Origin of the sequence: Vibrio sp. T3Y01, assembly GCF_013114525.1 — a bacterium.
Lineage (GTDB): Bacteria > Pseudomonadota > Gammaproteobacteria > Enterobacterales > Vibrionaceae > Vibrio > Vibrio chagasii_B.
Window position 1 is genome coordinate 64,320 of the sequence record NZ_VTXJ01000012.1, and the last position, 17,886, is coordinate 82,205.

The 17,886-nt window shown below is 44.1% G+C and carries 17 protein-coding genes; 11 read left to right on the plus strand and 6 right to left on the minus strand.

Annotation, left to right across the window (positions count from 1 at the left end):
- Position 1 precedes the first annotated feature (1 nt).
- From F0232_RS14455 to uspE, 5 genes are all read left to right on the plus strand, one after another.
- The gene (locus F0232_RS14455) at positions 2-2,374 is read left to right on the plus strand and encodes a heavy metal translocating P-type ATPase metal-binding domain-containing protein (protein ID WP_105057170.1); all 2,373 of its coding nucleotides are present in this window, start codon (positions 2-4) and stop codon (positions 2,372-2,374) included.
- The gene (gene ccoS, locus F0232_RS14460; protein WP_105057169.1) at positions 2,374-2,610 is read left to right on the plus strand and encodes a cbb3-type cytochrome oxidase assembly protein CcoS; all 237 of its coding nucleotides are present in this window, start codon (positions 2,374-2,376) and stop codon (positions 2,608-2,610) included. The genes F0232_RS14455 and ccoS overlap by 1 nt, the downstream gene beginning before the upstream one ends.
- A complete protein-coding gene (locus tag F0232_RS14465) occupies positions 2,600-3,274 on the plus strand; it encodes a sulfite exporter TauE/SafE family protein (RefSeq protein WP_105057168.1) in 675 nt (224 codons plus the stop codon). The genes ccoS and F0232_RS14465 overlap by 11 nt, the downstream gene beginning before the upstream one ends.
- Before the next feature lie 86 nt (positions 3,275-3,360).
- A complete protein-coding gene (locus F0232_RS14470) occupies positions 3,361-4,107 on the plus strand; it encodes an FNR family transcription factor (protein WP_017632474.1) in 747 nt (248 codons plus the stop codon).
- Between the two features lie 132 nt (positions 4,108-4,239).
- Positions 4,240-5,190 carry a universal stress protein UspE gene (gene uspE, locus F0232_RS14475; RefSeq protein WP_008221946.1) on the plus strand — a complete coding sequence of 317 codons (951 nt, stop codon included), beginning with the start codon at positions 4,240-4,242 and terminating at the stop codon, positions 5,188-5,190.
- A 122-nt stretch (positions 5,191-5,312) separates the two neighbouring features.
- Here uspE and ttcA read toward each other — a convergent pair whose 3' ends face one another.
- The 4 genes from ttcA to F0232_RS14495 all read right to left on the minus strand — a co-directional run bounded on the left by ttcA (position 5,313) and on the right by F0232_RS14495 (position 8,936).
- On the minus strand, positions 5,313-6,206 hold the full coding sequence (gene ttcA / locus F0232_RS14480) for a tRNA 2-thiocytidine(32) synthetase TtcA (RefSeq protein WP_008221945.1): 894 nt from the start codon (positions 6,204-6,206) through the stop codon (positions 5,313-5,315).
- A 297-nt stretch (positions 6,207-6,503) separates the two neighbouring features.
- Positions 6,504-7,154, minus strand: coding sequence for a DUF2987 domain-containing protein (locus F0232_RS14485; RefSeq protein WP_105057167.1), 651 nt, complete (start codon positions 7,152-7,154; stop codon positions 6,504-6,506).
- Between the two features lie 122 nt (positions 7,155-7,276).
- Positions 7,277-8,128: a glucosaminidase domain-containing protein gene (locus F0232_RS14490; protein WP_105057166.1), complete on the minus strand. Its 852-nt coding sequence runs from the start codon at positions 8,126-8,128 to the stop codon at positions 7,277-7,279.
- Positions 8,121-8,936 carry a hypothetical protein gene (locus F0232_RS14495; RefSeq protein WP_105057165.1) on the minus strand — a complete coding sequence of 272 codons (816 nt, stop codon included), beginning with the start codon at positions 8,934-8,936 and terminating at the stop codon, positions 8,121-8,123. Before F0232_RS14495 ends, F0232_RS14490 begins: the two co-directional genes overlap by 8 nt.
- A gap of 330 nt (positions 8,937-9,266) precedes the next feature.
- On the opposite strand from F0232_RS14495, the gene potA reads away from it, so the two are divergent.
- From potA to F0232_RS14525, 6 genes are all read left to right on the plus strand, one after another.
- Positions 9,267-10,382: a spermidine/putrescine ABC transporter ATP-binding protein PotA gene (potA, locus tag F0232_RS14500; RefSeq protein WP_061033412.1), complete on the plus strand. Its 1,116-nt coding sequence runs from the start codon at positions 9,267-9,269 to the stop codon at positions 10,380-10,382.
- The gene (gene potB, locus F0232_RS14505) at positions 10,366-11,223 is read left to right on the plus strand and encodes a spermidine/putrescine ABC transporter permease PotB (protein ID WP_061033411.1); all 858 of its coding nucleotides are present in this window, start codon (positions 10,366-10,368) and stop codon (positions 11,221-11,223) included. Before potA ends, potB begins: the two co-directional genes overlap by 17 nt.
- Complete coding sequence (potC, locus tag F0232_RS14510) at positions 11,223-11,993, plus strand: spermidine/putrescine ABC transporter permease PotC (RefSeq protein WP_008217945.1); 771 nt, start codon at positions 11,223-11,225, stop codon at positions 11,991-11,993. The genes potB and potC overlap by 1 nt, the downstream gene beginning before the upstream one ends.
- A 147-nt stretch (positions 11,994-12,140) precedes the next feature.
- Entirely contained in the window at positions 12,141-13,175 is a 1,035-nt protein-coding gene (locus F0232_RS14515) for an extracellular solute-binding protein (RefSeq protein WP_105057164.1), read from the plus strand.
- 180 nt (positions 13,176-13,355) lie between these two features.
- Complete coding sequence (locus F0232_RS14520) at positions 13,356-14,393, plus strand: extracellular solute-binding protein (RefSeq protein WP_008217941.1); 1,038 nt, start codon at positions 13,356-13,358, stop codon at positions 14,391-14,393.
- Positions 14,394-14,489: 96 nt separating this feature from the next.
- A complete protein-coding gene (locus tag F0232_RS14525; protein ID WP_105057163.1) occupies positions 14,490-15,278 on the plus strand; it encodes a GGDEF domain-containing protein in 789 nt (262 codons plus the stop codon).
- A gap of 124 nt (positions 15,279-15,402) precedes the next feature.
- On the opposite strand, the gene cobB is transcribed toward F0232_RS14525, so the two are convergent.
- Both cobB and F0232_RS14535 read right to left on the minus strand, forming a co-directional pair.
- On the minus strand, positions 15,403-16,137 hold the full coding sequence (cobB, locus tag F0232_RS14530) for a Sir2 family NAD+-dependent deacetylase (RefSeq protein ID WP_061033408.1): 735 nt from the start codon (positions 16,135-16,137) through the stop codon (positions 15,403-15,405).
- 256 nt (positions 16,138-16,393) lie between these two features.
- Positions 16,394-17,614 (minus strand): ammonium transporter, encoded by a 1,221-nt coding sequence (locus tag F0232_RS14535; RefSeq protein WP_105057162.1) that lies wholly within the window; start codon positions 17,612-17,614, stop codon positions 16,394-16,396.
- Positions 17,615-17,886: the final 272 nt, after the last annotated feature.

Below are 17,886 nucleotides of genomic sequence, written 5' to 3' on the forward strand. Positions count from 1 at the left end.
TATGTGTGAATCCTGTTATCACTGCGGTGAAGATGTACCAGCGGAAACGGATTTTGAAGTCGAGATCTTAGGATCGCCTCGTAAGATGTGTTGTCCGGGCTGCGAGACTGTAGCTCAGACAATCGTTGATAGCGGTTTGGTTTCTTACTACCAATACCGTACCGCTCCCGCTGAGAAAGCGGATCTAGTGCCAGAGCAACTTCTGGCACTCAGTCATTATGATAATGAAGACGTTCAATTGGAGTTTGTAAGGAACTCTGAGAATGTTTCTGAAGTGACATTGTCACTAGAGGGTGTTTCATGTGCAGCATGTGCATGGCTAATCGAGAAACAAGTCTCTTCAAAACAAGGTGTTGGTAGCATCCGGGTGAACACCACCACCAACCGCGCCCTACTCAGCTGGGACAACACGCAAGTTAAATTGAGTGAGTTGTTATCGGCGATCCATACCTTAGGTTACAAAGCTGCGCCTTTCGAGGCTGACCAACAAGAAGCAGCCTATCACCGCTCAATGAAGAACTACCTCTATCGCCTTGGCGTTGCTGGTTTAGCAACCATGCAGGTGATGATGCTGGCGGTCGCACTATACCTTGAAGTATTTGGCAATCTTGAGCCTGAGTTTAAAAACTACTTCCGCTGGGTAAGCTTGATCTTTGCAACGCCGGTATTGCTTTATTCTGCTCTGCCGTTCTACATCAATGCATGGCGCAGTATTAAGGGGCGAACGCTGGGTATGGATGTGCCTGTGTCGATTGCTCTGCTGTTTGCTTACGTTGCGAGCTTGGTGGCAACCGTGACAGAGAAAGGAGAAGTTTTCTTCGAATCTATTTCGATGTTTACCTTCTTCCTGCTGCTTGGTCGTTTCTTAGAGATGAGAGCGCGTCGTAAAGCGGCGGCAGCGAGTGGTAATCTGCTTAAGCTCGTTCCTGCAATGGCGACAACGTTAGATGGCGACCAAGTTCCAGTGAAAACCCTTAAAGTAGGCGATCAGATTCGCGTACTACCGGGTGAGCATATTCCTGCGGACGGTAAAGTACTTTCTGGTCGAGTTCACATTGATGAATCCATGCTGACTGGCGAATCTATCCATGTCGTGAAAAACGAAGGCGATACTGTCTTCGCTGGCACGTTGAATGGTGACGAGTCGTTTGAACTGGAAGTGATGACATCAAAAGCGGATTCGGTCATCTCTAATATCGTTCGTCTTCAAGATGAAGCACAGTTGTCTAAGCCTCGTATCGCGGAGATTGCAGATATTGTGGCGCGTTACTTTGTAGCGGTTATCTTGATTATCTCTTTCGGTACTTGGTTCTACTGGCACCAAACTCGTCCAGAAGATGCATTCTGGATTATGTTGTCGGTATTGGTAGCGACTTGTCCTTGTGCTCTTTCATTGGCGACACCGACTGCAATTACTTGTTCAACATCCCGTATGGGCAACTTTGGTATTTTACTGCGTAAAGGCCACGTATTCGAAACCTTGTGTAAAGTGAATCACTTGATCATCGATAAGACGGGTACATTGACTGAGGGTGATATTCGTATCAGCCGTGTGGAAACTTTCTCTGAGCTTGATAAAGAGACGTGTTTAAAAGTGGCTGCGAGCCTAGAACAGCATGCTAACCACCCTATTGCGAAAGCATTCAAGACTCACGTGTCAGATGATGTTGAAGTCGATGCGGTAAACAACGTTATCGGTTCAGGTATTACTGGTCAGTGGAACGGTCAAGAAGTTGCGATCGGTAGTAGCGAGTTTATTCTTGGTGAAGCTCAGCCAACACAAAGCAACGGTATCTACTTGTCGATGGCTGGACGTCATATCGCAACCTTCACTTATGAAGACCCGATTCGTAAAGAAAGCATCGAGTTCATCCAAAAATTCAAAGAAGCGGGTATTAAAACCACCCTGTTGACTGGCGACTCCTTGATTAACGCGAAGCCTGTGGCTGAAGAAATTGGGATTACCGATATTGTCGCGAACGCGAAACCAGAGGATAAGCTTGCTTACCTTAATTCTCGTGACGAAAAGGACATTACCATGATGGTCGGCGACGGTATTAACGATGCGCCTATTCTTGCAGGGGCTCACCTTTCTGTTGCGATGGGCGGTGGTACAGATGTAGCTAAAGCATCGGCTGATATGGTTTTGTTGGGCGACAAGCTTGATAGATTACTTAAGTCGCGTACATTGGCGCTAAAAACGCGTAAGATAATCCGCGAAAACCTAGCATGGTCATTGGGTTACAACCTACTCATCCTTCCATTGGCTGTCGCTGGTTTGGTTGCTCCGTACATTGCCGTTGTTGGCATGTCTGCAAGCTCTATTATTGTTGTGTCTAACTCGTTAAGGCTTTTAAAAGAGCAAGGTAAATAATGGAAAGTTTATACATTCTGATTCCCATTGCGATCGTACTCGTGTGTATCGCTGTTGGTATCTTTCTATGGGCCGTTAAGAGCGAACAGTTTGAAGACCTGGAGCGTCAAGGTCACAACATTTTGTTTGATGAAGACGAAAAAGCCCACGCTCACTCTGACAGTAAGCCTGTGAACAATGTTAAAGCCAATACTGAAAGCCCAATTAACTTAGATAAAAAGAACGATGACGCCTGATTGGATCGGAGCCTTTGTTGTCGGACTGATCGGCGCGGGCCACTGCATGGGAATGTGTGGTGGCATTGCGTCGCTCCTTTCAATCGGCAATACCAAACCCTCCCCGGTTATTCCCCTACTTTACAACCTTGGTCGCCTACTCAGCTATGCCGTTATTGGTGGTGTGATCGGCGGTGCTATCTCTTCAATCGGTCAACTTAGCGATTTCAACGCGCTACTTAATTGGCTTCGTTTGTTTGCTGCCATCTTTATGATCATTTTGGGTCTGTATATCGGTAAGTGGTGGTTTGGATTGCTGTTCTTTGAGAAGGTCGGTCAGAAGCTATGGCGTTATATTGCGCCTGCCGGTAAGTCTTTCCTTCCACTCAAGCATCCAAGCCACGCTCTACCGTTTGGTTTCATTTGGGGTTGGTTACCGTGTGGTCTGGTCTACTCTATGCTGACCTGGGCGGCTGTGTCAGGCAGTTGGTATAATGGAGCGGGAATTATGCTCGCATTTGGCTTAGGAACGCTTCCTGCGATGCTGACGGTTGGTATGGGCGCTAGCTTCCTCAAGAAATTGCAACAAGCTGACTTATTTCGTCAACTCGGTGCGATTTTAATCCTGATTTACGGTTTCTACACCGGATATATGGCACTGCAGCTCATTATTTATACCGTATAGCCATTCTTTAAATCCGGTTTTTTTACTACCCAACTGGATAAAGGAATGCTAAAATATTGACGTATATCAAATAGTGAAAGATTGTTATGATTTCTGAAAAGCCTGTAACGAAACGTGTCCAATCTGGTGGCTGTGCGATCCATTGCCAGGATTGTAGTATTAGCCAACTTTGTATTCCGTTCACTTTGAATGAATCTGAACTTGATCAACTTGATCAGATCATTGAGAGAAAAAAGCCTATTCAAAAAGGCCAAGAGTTATTTAAAGCCGGTGACGAGCTTAAATCTCTCTACGCTATTCGCTCTGGAACGATCAAGAGCTACACGATTACCGAGCAAGGTGACGAGCAGATTACTGCATTCCACCTAGCGGGCGATCTTGTTGGCTTTGATGCGATTACTGGTGACCTACACCCTAGTTTCGCACAAGCACTAGAAACTTCTATGGTATGTGAAATCCCATACGAAATTCTTGATGACCTATCAGGAAAAATGCCGAAGTTGCGTCAGCAAATTATGCGCCTGATGAGTAACGAGATTAAAGGCGACCAAGAAATGATTCTGCTTCTTTCTAAAAAGAACGCGGAAGAGCGTCTTGCTGCATTCCTTTACAATCTTTCAACTCGCTTCTCTCAACGTGGTTTCAGCCCACGTGAGTTCCGCTTAACGATGACTCGTGGCGATATTGGTAACTACCTAGGTTTAACAGTTGAAACTATTAGCCGTCTTTTAGGTCGTTTCCAGAAAGCAGACATCCTAAGCGTTAAAGGCAAATATATCACTATCGAAGATCACGATGCGCTGATGGAACTTGCTGGCGTTTCAAAAGAATAGTCTAGATATCAATGATGTAGTTCAATAATGAGCTACATCATGTTTCTCCCTTAAAACCTCTTTTATTTCTCTTAATCTCTCCATAACTACGCTACATTATTTATATGTTCGGTCTGAAAAGTAGGCTTAGTTATGAGTATCTATAACAAAATTTTAGTTGTCGCAGACATTAATCACGATGAGCAACCTGCTCTAGTTCGTGCTATCCAACTTGCTAAGAAAAGCACCTCAACAAGCCATATCACTTTCTTTTTGTCTATCTACGACTTCTCGTATGAAATGACATCTATGCTCTCTGTTGATGAACGAGACGCAATGCGCAAGGGCGTGATTCATCAGCGTGAAATCTGGATGAACAAAGTCGCACAGCCTTATCTAGATGATTCTATCGAATTTAATGTGCAGGTGGTTTGGCATAACCGCCCGTATGAAGCGATCATTGCAGAGGTATACAGCGGTGGTCACGATATCTTGATTAAGGGCACGCGCAAGCACGACACCTTGGAGTCAGTTATCTTCACGCCGACTGATTGGCACCTATTGAGAAAATGCCCTAGCCCTGTACTGCTCGTTAAAAACGATTTCTGGCCAGAGCACGCGAAAATTTATGCGTCCGTTCACGTAGGCTCAGAGACAGAAGCGCATTTAGAACTTAACGATACTATGGTTGATCGACTCCTCGAGATAACTGGTCGTTTGGATGCGGAACCTTTCTTAGTTAACGCTTACCCAGTCACTCCGGCGAATATCACTATCGAACTGCCTGAGTTCGATCCTACGTCTTACACCGATGCGGTTCGTGGTCATCACTTAACGGCGATGAAGGCACTGCGTCAGAAGCACGGTATGTGTGAAGAGCAGACCGTTGTTGAACAAGGCTTACCAGAAGATGTGATTCCACGTGTCGCGTCTGAAAACAACGCTGCAATGGTAATCTTGGGTACAACCGGTCGTACCGGCTTATCTGCGGTGTTCATCGGTAATACTGCGGAGCATGTTATCGATAAAATTAACTGTGATGTTTTGGCGCTTAAGCCATCTGGTTACGTTAGCCCACTCGACCCTAACCTTTCGAAAGGTTAATGCGTTTAAGCAGACGAACTTAACGGCGAGTTCAACTTATAAAAAAACGCCTCAAGCATTGCTTGAGGCGTTTTTATTTGTCTGTTGTAGGCGCATCTATTGCACCACAACGAATATTCTTATTATACGTTTGTTACGTCGATGAACATTGACTCATCGATGTTAGAAGATGAAATTTCAGCTTCTTGGAATTCGTACTCTTCACGCTCGCCACTACGGTCTAGTGGAAGGTTTACGAAGTCAAACAGTTCGCGGTCAGCCAGTTGGCTTGGGCTAACGTTTTGAATTGATTTAAAGATCTTTTCAACACGGCCTGGTGTTTTCTTGTCCCAATCAATCAGCATTGCTTTAATGCTCTGACGTTGTAGGTTTTCTTGCGAACCACATAGGTTACAAGGAATGATTGGGAACTCTTTGTGTTCAGCGTATTTGATTAGGTCTGTTTCACGACAGTAAGTCAGTGGACGAATAACAACGTTACGACCATCATCAGAACGTAGCTTAGGTGGCATAGCCTTTAGGCGAGCGCCGTGGAACATGTTAAGGAACATAGTTTCCACGATGTCATCCATGTGGTGACCAAGAGCGATCTTAGTCGCGCCAATCTTCTCAGCGAACGAGTACAAAGTACCACGACGCAGACGAGAACATAGACCACATGTTGTCTTACCTTCTGGAATCTTCTCTTTAACTACTGAGTACGTATCTTTATCTACGATGTAGTAAGGAATGTTCAGCGTTTCAAAGTATTCAGGAAGAATGTGTTCAGGGAACCCAGGTTGTTTTTGATCTAGGTTTACCGCAACAACATCAAATTTGATTGGTGCTGCTTCACGTAAACGTAGCAAAATATCTAGCATCGCAAATGAATCTTTACCGCCACTGATACATGCCATTACCACATCATTCTCTTCGATCATGTTGTAGTCGATGATGGCATTTCCAACATTTCTTCTCAGACGTTTCTGAAGTTTGTTGAATTCTAGTACTTCTTTTCTATTATCGTTTTGGTTCATTGCGACTCTCACACCGTCGTATTACCGACTGTAGATTGCTAGTGGGACTGTTTTAGGGCGTGGATTATACGGATTTTTATTTCATGTTGAAATAGTAACGGCAGGATAAACAAGGTGACTGGTTGAAAGATGCCACTTTATCTAGTGATAACCGCTCATCTTTCATAAAAAATGAGCTTCAAAAGCGCAAACCACGCTGGTTGTAGGAAAAGAAAAGCAGCCTAACTTGGTTTGAGTTGGCTGCTTTACATTGTTTTGTTTAGATTAACGCCGTGTGGTCAATCGCCTAACCCAAGGCTACTGAGCCGGAATGTAAGGTAACACACGAGTTGTCGCTTCTGGTAGCGTGATGCTGTCACTTCCATTGAGTTCTTCTAGTGTGAACTTAGCGCGCCCTTGGGTAATTGGGAGCTGCTTGCCGTTAGAAAGCGTTATGTTACCTTCAAGCTTGTCTGCAAACTCAAGCGTTAACCCTTGGATGTCCGGTGTGAACCAGCTTGAGAACATACCGCTTACGTCTTCTAACATAGCTTGCATCTGTGGTAACAGGTTTTCCAGCTGTGCAACCTCAACCGTTCCAGCTAAAGGTGCTTTCGTCATAACAACCAAAGAGTATGCGCACTCTTGTTCTTTTGTTTGCACAAAAATAAGCGGGTTTGCTGAACGAAGGTTTTGGTCTACTGGTAGCAGAAGCTCGTTAGCTGGAGAGACTTTCAGCTCTTCGTAGTGTTCTTCTTTTTCCATCCAAGCTTTGCTGATATGACAGGTTGTTTGGGCTTGCTGATCGACAAAGAAGGCTGCAACTTTAACGTCATCATGCCCTTCTTTGGTGTTGTTTTTAAGCTGTGTGTAAAGCTTAGAATAGGTAAACATGTATTCTTGCGCTGCAGCAGGTAAAGAGATCCCTAGGCTTAGAGAAGCTAATAAAGCGAGTGCTGTCTTTTTCATTGTTATAGTCTTGTCGAAGTTGAGCGTTTATAAATAGAAAGAGCAGCCAATGAGCTGCTCTTTATGTGATGTTATTTGGTCAAACTTACCGTTTAAGCTCGCCAAATGACTATCAAATCGAGTTACTTTTTCCAGTATACCTCGTTGTGACGGATCATAGCTTGTAAATCAGTCACATAGTCTGAACCTCGCTCAGAATATTTTAGCAAGCCGTTGGTGAGCTCTGTTGCGGTTTCGGTTGTTAACAGATCGTCGCCCTGTGCCGCTAGTTTTGCGCGAATTGCTCTTAGGTCTGCATAAGCACGGTTTCGGTTTAGGTTCATGAAGTAACGGTGCACAGACTCTTGGCTTGAAGAGAATGTTGCCACTTCATGTGAGCTACCTTCGTTACGTTGTAGCGGAACTAGGCCACAACCTTTGGTGTAACACCAATGACCAAAATAGTTATTCGCTTTAGTGGCGAAACGAGATGTACCCCATGCCGATTCATTGGCTGCCTGAGTTAACACAAGCGCTTCAGGTAGCACGTTTACACGATTCAACATTTCTTTCAGCCAAGCGTCATCTAAGCCCGATGAAGGTACAGGCAGGCTATACAGTTTCCCTAGTCTCTTTGCGTATGACGCATCTTCAGAGTCAACATTGTTCAGCCCCGCTTCTGAAAGCTTGGTTAGAAACGCACGTTCTTTCGTGATTCGCTTGTTTTCGATGTTGATACTTGGGCGAAGATAAGAAAAGAAGGTGTCTTTCTTTTCATTTACATCTTCAATCGCTGCGAAATCTGGTTTATTAGAAGAGACGGTCAAGTCACCAAACTTTTGCTCTGAGTCTGGGGCCTTTTGCCCCGCTCGCCTGCGCTCTTCTTCTTGTTGGTAAAGCATTGGGCCAACTAACGAGATCGAGCCAACTAGGGCTAATGCTGTCACTTTTAGCGCAAGTGATTTACTTGCGCTTGATTTAGAGTTGTTATGCATCGAATACCTGTGGATCTTTGTTGTTGCTACCGTTGTGGTCGTCGTCGCTCTTTGGTCTGTCTGACGCAATCAGTTTGAGTTTAATGCCAAACATCTCGCGGTAAAGAATCCCTTTCACGTGGAAGAAGAAAGGTAAAACGAAGATAAGGCCAATGCCGTACATCATTGCCGCGACGATGAACATCAGCATTACTAATAGGTAGATAGAAGCAACGGTGAAGATTTTCTTGTTTACAGCACGCAGAGACAGTAGCAGCGATTGCATTGGTGGTACTTTCTTATCGCAAATCAACAGGATTGAGTGGCTGAACGCAAGCGAGAAGTAAATCGACAGAAACGGCAGAATCATACCTGCAATACCTTGAAGCATCAGGCTGAACAGAGTCACAAGAATTACTGGAATCGTAAACTGTAAGCCTTTGCCAATGTGGCGTACTTTGGTCTGTAGCCCAGCTGCGTGGCTCATCGCCATCAAACAGATACCTGCATAGATAGGCGCGCTGATAACTTCATAGCTGAAGTTGGCAATAAAAATGGACTCAACAATTTGTGGAGTAAACGCCTCAGGATCGATAACCGCGTCTAAGATAACCGCAGGGTCACCCAGTTGCAGTTTTAATGCGATATAAAAGATAGCCAGTTGCACGAACATCAGAGCAACAATCGCAGGGGAAAACGAAAGAAAGTGACTTACCGTATGTTTCCATGCCTCTTGGAATACAGCCGTTGCTTTGAGCTGATAATCGCCAGAAAGTGCACGGTCGATACTACCGCCCAAATTAAAATCTTTTTCGATGTCGTTGTTCATAGTGATACCTAGGTGCGCCAATTAAACTGAGCCACCTAACTTATTGATAAAAAATTACCTTCATTATACTCATATGTCGGATACAAACTAAAATATGAATCTGTAACAAGGCTTGCTTTTGCGTCTTAATGGTTAATAATTAGACACTTGTTGGGGCGTAAACCCAGTAAATAACAGTATGGTAAAGGATGTTTACTTTTACCTGCGAAATTTTTTATCTTCGAATGGTAAAAAATGCTTTGATTTCACGTTTTTGGTGATTATGATGCGCGCCTCAAAGGTGTATAGCAACAGGTTCTCAAACAGAACCAAGGTGGAGAAAAACAGACGTTGAACGCTAAAAAATCAGTAGGAAAACCAGTAGTACAGCTAACTGGTATTAGTAAAAGCTTCGATGGTAAGGAAGTCATCGGCAATCTTGATCTAAACGTAAATCATGGTGAGTTTCTCACGATTTTAGGCCCGTCAGGTTGTGGTAAAACAACGGTACTAAGAATGATTGCGGGTTTTGAAACGGCAGATAGTGGTCAAATACTGCTAGCTGAACAGAACGTAACCCACGTCCCTGCTGAACAAAGGCATGTTAACACTGTATTCCAAAGCTATGCCCTATTCCCACATATGACCGTTTTCGAAAATGTGGCATTTGGCTTACGCATGCAGAAAGTTCCAAACAGCGAGATTGAACCTCGTGTATTGGAAGCTTTAAAAATGGTGCGCCTAGAACAGATGGCACAAAGAAAACCACACCAGCTTTCTGGTGGTCAACAGCAACGTATCGCAATCGCTCGTGCTGTCGTTAATAAGCCTAAAGTTCTTTTGTTGGATGAATCTCTGTCTGCTCTGGATTACAAACTTCGTAAGCAGATGCAAATCGAGCTGAAACAACTTCAGCGCCAGCTTGGTATCACGTTCATTTTTGTAACGCACGACCAAGAAGAAGCGCTGTCTATGTCTGATCGTATTATTGTGATGCGTGATGGCGTGATTGAGCAAGACGGAACACCAAGAGAGATTTACGAAGAGCCTAAGAACCTTTTTGTCGCTCGCTTTATTGGTGAAATTAACGTATTCGATGCGACAGCGACATCTCGTTTAGATGAGAAACGCATTGTTGCGACAATTGAAGGTGAAGAGTCGGTTATCTACCACGATAAAGACATCACCTCTGGTCAAAAACTGCAGGTATTGCTTCGTCCTGAGGATCTTCGTATTGAAGAGATTAAAGAGTCTGAGCAACGCGGTATTGTTGGCCACATTGTCGAGCGTACCTACAAAGGCATGACTTTAGATTCAGTTGTAGAGCTAGAATCTGGCATGCGCGTAATGGTAAGCGAATTCTTCAACGAAGATGACCCTGATGTTGATCACTCACTGGGCCAAAAAGTTGCAGTAACTTGGGTTGAGAGCTGGGAAGTGGTATTAGAAGATGAGCAAGAAGTTTAATTTACAAAACGCGATTGTTGCTTTAATCACAGGTTGGTTGGTGCTGTTCGTGATGATTCCAAACATCATGATCATCGGTACCAGCTTCTTAACTCGTGACGAAGCAAACTTGATCGAGATGACCTTCACTCTCGATAACTACATCCGTTTGGCCGACCCGCTGTATTTTAAAGTGCTGATGCACTCTTTCTATATGGCGATTATCGCGACGCTATTGTGTTTAATTATTGGCTACCCGTTTGCCTACATCGTGGCAAAAATGCCGGTGAAATGGCGCCCTTTCATGCTGTTCTTGGTGATTGTGCCATTCTGGACGAACTCTTTGATTCGTACCTACGGCTTGAAGATTGTACTGGGTACTCAAGGTGTCTTAAACAAAAGCTTACTAGCGCTAGATATCATCGATAAGCCACTGCGTATTATGTACACAGAAACGGCGGTGATGATCGGTTTGGTGTATATCCTACTGCCATTCATGATTCTGCCGTTGTATTCAGCGATTGAAAAACTGGATGACACGTACCTAGAAGCAGCAAAAGACTTAGGCGCAAACAAGCTTCAAACCTTGTTGAAAGTTGTACTACCGCTAACGATGCCTGGCATTATCGGTGGTTGTTTATTAGTACTTCTTCCTGCGTTGGGCATGTTCTACATCTCTGACTTGCTAGGCGGTGCTAAGAACTTGCTGATTGGTAACGTGATTAAGAGCCAAGTACTCAACGCCCGAGATTGGCCGTTTGGCGCGGCTACGAGTATTGCGCTGACGGTTGCGATGGCAATTATGCTTTATGCCTACTACCGAGCAGGCAAGCTATTGAACAAGAAGGTGGAGCTAGACTAATGGGTCGCACAGTTAAGTTCAGCTTTATGGCGTTGGTATACGCTTTTCTATACCTACCTATTATCGTATTGATTGCGAACTCATTTAACGCCAACAAGTTTGGTATGAAATGGGGTGGCTTCACCACCAAGTGGTATGACGCACTTATTAACAACGACAGCCTAATGCAGGCTGCGTGGCACTCGATTAACGTAGCGGTGTTCTCAGCAACAGCCGCTACGATTGTCGGCAGCCTTACAGCCGTAGCCCTATTCCGCTACCAATTCAAAGGTAAAGGTGTAGTCAATGGCATGTTGTTCATCGTGATGATGTCACCAGACATCGTAATGGCAATCTCGTTACTGGCTCTGTTCTTAGTAATGGGTGTGCAACTAGGCTTCTTTACCCTGCTTGCTGCGCATATTACCTTCTGTTTGCCGTTTGTTGTTGTAACGGTTTACAGTCGCTTGAATGGCTTCGATGTGAAAATGCTCGAAGCAGCAAAAGACTTAGGTGCAAGTGAATGGACGATTCTAAAACAGATCATCCTGCCTCTTGCTAAGCCTGCGGTTGCTGCGGGTTGGTTATTGAGCTTCACACTGTCTCTGGACGATGTGATTATCAGTTCTTTCGTAACCGGTCCAACGTATGAAATCTTGCCACTGAAGATTTACTCTATGGTTAAAGTGGGTATCTCTCCAGAGGTCAACGCCCTAGCAACAGTGATGTTAGTGGTGTCGCTAGTACTGGTGATTATTTCTCAGTTATTAGCGAGAGAGAAAATTAAGTAAGTCTCCTACTCTATACAGAGACTAACTTGATAAGAAGTTAACAAACTTCATGTTCTACAAAGTGTTAATCATAAACAGAATGGTAAATTGCCATTCTGTTTTTCTATCTACTGCCTTCGGGCAACGTTTAGTTTGGAGCTAACGTCAATGAAAAAATGGGCTACTCTATTAGCTGGTAGTGCATGTGCGCTTTCAATGTTATCTGCACCGTCTTTTGCAAAAGATAACAAAGAATTGGTATTCATGAACTGGGGACCTTACATCAACAGTGAGATTCTAGAACAGTTCACTGATGAAACTGGCATCAAGGTTATCTACTCTACTTACGAGTCGAACGAAACCTTGTATGCAAAGCTAAAAACACACAACAAAGGCTACGACCTGGTTGTGCCGTCGACTTACTTCGTATCTAAGATGCGTGACGAAGGTATGCTTCAAAAGATCGACAAAACCAAGCTGAACAACTTTAAGAATCTAGATACAAACTACCTAGATAAGCCTTACGACCCAAATAACGACTACTCTATTCCACACGTAGTTGCTATTACTGGTTTGGCTGTTAACACAGACATGTACGATCCAGAAGATTTTCAAAGCTGGGCTGACTTATGGAAGCCTGAGCTTGAAGGTCAGCTGATGATGATGGACGATACTCGCGAAGTGTTCCACATTGCACTAAGCAAGTTAGGTTACTCAGGTAACACAACCAACGAGAAAGAGATCGACGAAGCATACGCTGAGCTACAAAAGCTAATGCCAAATGTTCTTGTGTTCAACTCAGACAACCCTGGTGCACCATACATGTCTGGTGAAGTTGGCCTTGGTATGCTTTGGAACGGCTCTGCAGCAGCGGCTCAAAACGAAGGTCTACCAATTAAACTGGTATTCCCTAAAGAAGGCGGTATCGGTTGGGTTGATAACTTCGCAATCAGCTCTGGTGCAACAAATGTAGAAGCGGCTCACAAGATGATAGACTTCCTACTTCGTCCTGAAATCGCTGAGCAAATCTCTCGTGATACTGGTTACCTAACAGCAGTGAAAGCGTCTAACGAGAAGTTCAAAGACAGCCCGGCTCTGTTCCCGTCTCAAGAAGACCTTGATCGTGTTGAATGGCAAGCTGCAGTTGGCGATAAGACCGTGAAGTACGAAGATTACTTCATGAAGCTTAAAGCGGGTCAATAACTGGCTTATTTGACGAGTCTTACTCGACAGTCAATTGGTTAAAAACAACAATATCAATGAATAGGCAGCTTAGGCTGCCTATTTTATTATATCGCTGCTATAATATATCGCGATTTTTAGGAATCCTTTTACTTTGGGCTCACTACCCAACTTCAAATCAAACAAATGAACGGAACAGTAATGAAAAAAACACTGTATACCGGCGCATTGTGTGCTGCTACTTTACTTTCTACACCCTCTTTCGCAGCTGACCAAGAACTGTATTTTTACAACTGGTCTGAATATATTCCAAATGAAGTATTAGAAGACTTCACAAAAGAGACGGGCATTAAGGTTTATTACTCTACTTACGAGTCGAACGAAAGCATGTACGCTAAGTTAAAAACTCAAGGTACGGGTTATGACTTGGTGGTTCCTTCTACTTACTTCGTTTCTAAGATGCGTAAAGAAGGTATGCTTCAAGAGCTTGATAAAACCAAGCTAAGCCACTTTGCTGATTTGGATCCAAACTACTTAGATAAGCCATTTGACCCAAGCAACAACTACTCTATCCCATACATTTGGGGTGCAACGGGCATTGGTATCAACTCAGACATGCTAGACAAATCTTCGGTGAAAAACTGGGGCGACCTGTGGGATACACAGTGGGAAGGTCAGCTGATGATGATGGACGACTCTCGTGAGGTTTTCCATATTGCACTATCTAAACTGGGTTACTCTCCAAATACAACTAACCCTGAAGAGATCAAAGAAGCCTACGAAGAACTTCGTAAGCTAATGCCAAACGTATTGGTATTTAACTCAGATTTCCCAGCGAACCCTTATCTTGCTGGTGAAGTGTCTCTTGGTATGCTTTGGAATGGCTCTGCTTACATGGCACGCCAAGAAGGCGCAACGATTGATATCATCTGGCCAGAGAAAGGCGCTATCTTCTGGATGGACAGCCTAGCGATTCCTTCAGGTGCAAAGAACATCGAAGCGGCTCATAAAATGATCGACTTCCTTCTTCGCCCAGAGAACGCAGCTAAGATTGCTCTAGAGATCGGTTACCCGACTCCAGTGAAGACTGCTTACCCTCTTCTTCCAAAAGAGTTTGCTGAAGACAAGAACGTTTTCCCACCACAATCAGTGATGGATAACGGCGTATGGCAAGATGAAGTTGGTGAAGCGAGCGTTATTTATGACGAGTACTTCCAAAAACTAAAAGTAAACAACTAAGTTTGTTACTGATTGGTTACTAAAGCGGCGTAAGCCGCTTTATTTTTATCTACACTTTATATAGGATTGATTTAACCGTATAAAGTTCGATTTAGTATGCCTACAAACCCTATTTTATTGATTGTGACTCTGATGCTCGTGGCGTCATTCTTGATGCTTGGACTGAGCTCATTCATTCACATAGATTCTAATTACGACCTGTTCTTCGAAACGAATACGCTCGTGATTACCATGTACATCTATTACGTCGCTCGTCACGGTATTCGTCCCCATAAGATCCTCCGCTACGGCGCACTGCTGCTTATTTTCAACCTATTCTATGATGTGACCACTGAGCTCAAATACCTCGATGAGTGGGCAGATAGAAATGAATTGCTCGATACCTTTCTCGAAGATGGTTTGTTGCAGATAGCTTTCCTACTTCTTGCCTATGGCATTACTGAACTTACCACTCAATTGAAAGATCAAAGTAAGCAAGATGAGCTAACGGGCTTATACAATCGTAAAAAGTTTGATGCGATCAAGCTGAAGGAGTTCGAGCTCATCTATTTCGATTTAGATGGATTAAAAAAGGTCAACGACCGCAAGGGCCACAAAGTTGGAGACCTGATGATCGTACGCTTTTCTCAAGCATTAAGTCAGTCGGTATTGGAAGATGAAATGGTGTTTCGTGTCGGTGGTGATGAGTTTGTTGCGACAGCACAACTGGGACGTGGTGGTGAGTTCGTAAGCCAAGTCAGTAACCTGCTTCACGGTGAAAACATCTCTTTTTCTTACGGCATCGAAGTGACGAACCAAGATAACTTTCAACAAGCGTTGGAAGAATCGGATAAAGCTATGTATGCGATGAAACAAGCACGACGCTCCGTTGTCGCTGACGTTTGATCGGCCCAAGACAAGATTTCAAACGATCAGATCAAAAAAAGCAAACACGTCTCTGGGCTCTCTTTTGCAGTCAGACATGCGTTTGCTTCCTTTTTAAGTTCATTCGACAGTGTGGCAGTATTGATTAAGCGGTTAATGAGCCTCTCTCAACCGACAATAGTTCACTCACTAGCTTGGGCACTTCGATACTGGCTTTGCCGTAGCGCTTCTCTTCAAACTCGCTCTCTACTGCACTTGGCTCAAGGTTGATTTCTATCGTGTGTGCGCCATGCATTTTCGCATCATGTACAAACCCAGCAGCTGGATATACCACGCCTGATGTACCAATTGAGATAAATAGATCGGCTTCTTCTAGTGCGGAATAAATGTCGCCCATTCTTAGTGGCATTTCGCCAAACCAAACAATATGTGGACGCATTTGTGCAGGGATTTGGCAGCAATGACAAAGTTCACCCGTTTCAATATCGTCTTTGTGCTCTACAACTTGATTGGATTCACTGCAACGCGCTTTTAAAAGCTCACCATGCATGTGAATAATGTTGTTGCTACCGCCTCTCTCGTGCAAATTGTCGATGTTTTGAGTAATAATGGTAACTTTGCCATCAAGCTTGTCTTCGAGCTCTCCTAGCGCCTTGTGGGCTGAATTTGGCTGAATGCTCTCACTTTGCAGGCCGTGACGACGTTTGTTGTAGAAAGCTTGTACCAAGTCAGGATCTTTTACGAACCCTTCAGGCGTCGCGACATCTTCGATTTTGTGGTTTTCCCATAGCCCGTCTTGTGCTCGGAATGTTTGTATCCCCGACTCTGCAGAGATGCCAGCGCCAGTAAGAATTACGATATTTCGATATGGGAAATGCATATAACGTCCTTTTAGATATGTCACTTTGTAACAGCTTAGCACTGTTCAAATTCCAACAATAGTTTTGGGGATTAGACCATAGTCTTAGGCAACTGAATTCATTGGCTATTTGTGACATAACTCGCTTGATAGTTGTGGTGGTTGTTACTCAAATTCTCTGTTTTGCTATCCATAGAAACAAAAAAGCGACCGCAGCCGCTTAGTTCTGTTCAACAGTTGTCTACTTGATGTGCTTTAACCCACCAAGTGAATAACGTTAGTCTTCGTTGATAGAAGAGATCTTATGGATAGAAAGATCCGCACCGTTGAATTCATCTTCTTCACTTAAGCGTAGGCCTGTTAGTTTGCTCAACACACCGTATACGATTAACGCGCCTACGACAGCAACTGCAACACCTGCGACTGTACCAATCAACTGAGAAGCTAAGCTCACGCCGCCTAGACCCCAGAAAGCTTGTTGGCCGAAGATACCAGCTGCAATGCCACCCCAGGCACCACATACGCCGTGTAGAGGCCATACACCCAATACATCATCAATCTGTGTTTTGTTTTGCATGTAAGTAAATAGGTAAACAAACAAAGCGCCCGCGACGCCGCCAGTAATCAGAGCGCCTAATGGGTGCATTAAGTCTGACCCTGCACAAATTGCTACTAAGCCAGCCAAAGGACCATTATGAATAAAGCCTGGGTCATTTTTACCTGCAACAAGTGCCGCCAGAATACCACCAACCATTGCCATCAGTGAGTTCATCGCCACTAGGCCGCTGATTCCGTTGATTGCTTGTGCAGACATCACGTTAAAGCCAAACCAACCCACACATAAGATCCACGCGCCTAATGCCAGGAAAGGAATGTTCGATGGTGCGAAGTTAGTGTGTTTACCCGCGCGGATGCGACCTTTACGCATACCTAAGAAGTAAACGGCAACCAAAGCGATCCAACCGCCAACGCCGTGAACCACGACTGAACCCGCAAAGTCATGGAATCCATAACCAAACTTACCTTCTAACCAATCTTGGAATCCAAAATTACCGTTCCAAATGATGCCTTCGAAAAATGGATATACGAAACCAACGGTAAATAACGTTGCAATTAGGATTGGATAGAAACGCGCGCGCTCCGCGATACCGCCTGAAACGATGGCTGGAATTGCGGCTGCGAAGGTCATTAGGAAGAAGAACTTAACCAGTTCGTATCCATTACCTTGTGAGAGCGTTTCAGCGTCGGCAAAAAAGTGAGCGCCGTAAGCAACCCAGTAACCGATAAAGAAATAAGCGATTGCGGAGACACCAAAATCGGAAAGGATTTTAACCAGCGCGTTGACTTGGTTCTTCTTTCGGACGGTACCGACTTCGAGAAACGCAAAGCCAGCGTGCATCAGGAAGACCATGATTGCACCGAGTAATAGGAATAAAGTATCTGAACTTTGGGTAAGGGTTTGTACTGCACTATGAACTTGAGTCACCGTTTCACTCATTAAAGCATTCTCCTTCGCTTTATCTGATTTGCACTGATATCGTGCGATTCAATGTTGTAATTAATTAAAGACTCAACAGTGAACGCAAGATGCGTTCCAAGTGTGAAGGGTAATTTTCGTGCAACAGGTTTTATTTTTAACTTATTGATTATTAGAGTCTAAATATTTAGGTGCACTTTTATGGTTCTTGAAAATAGAAAAAATCACATCGACAATTGCACCAAATAAGGGAGTTGCACCATATTGAAGCGGTCAATGAGTAGGTTCTGATG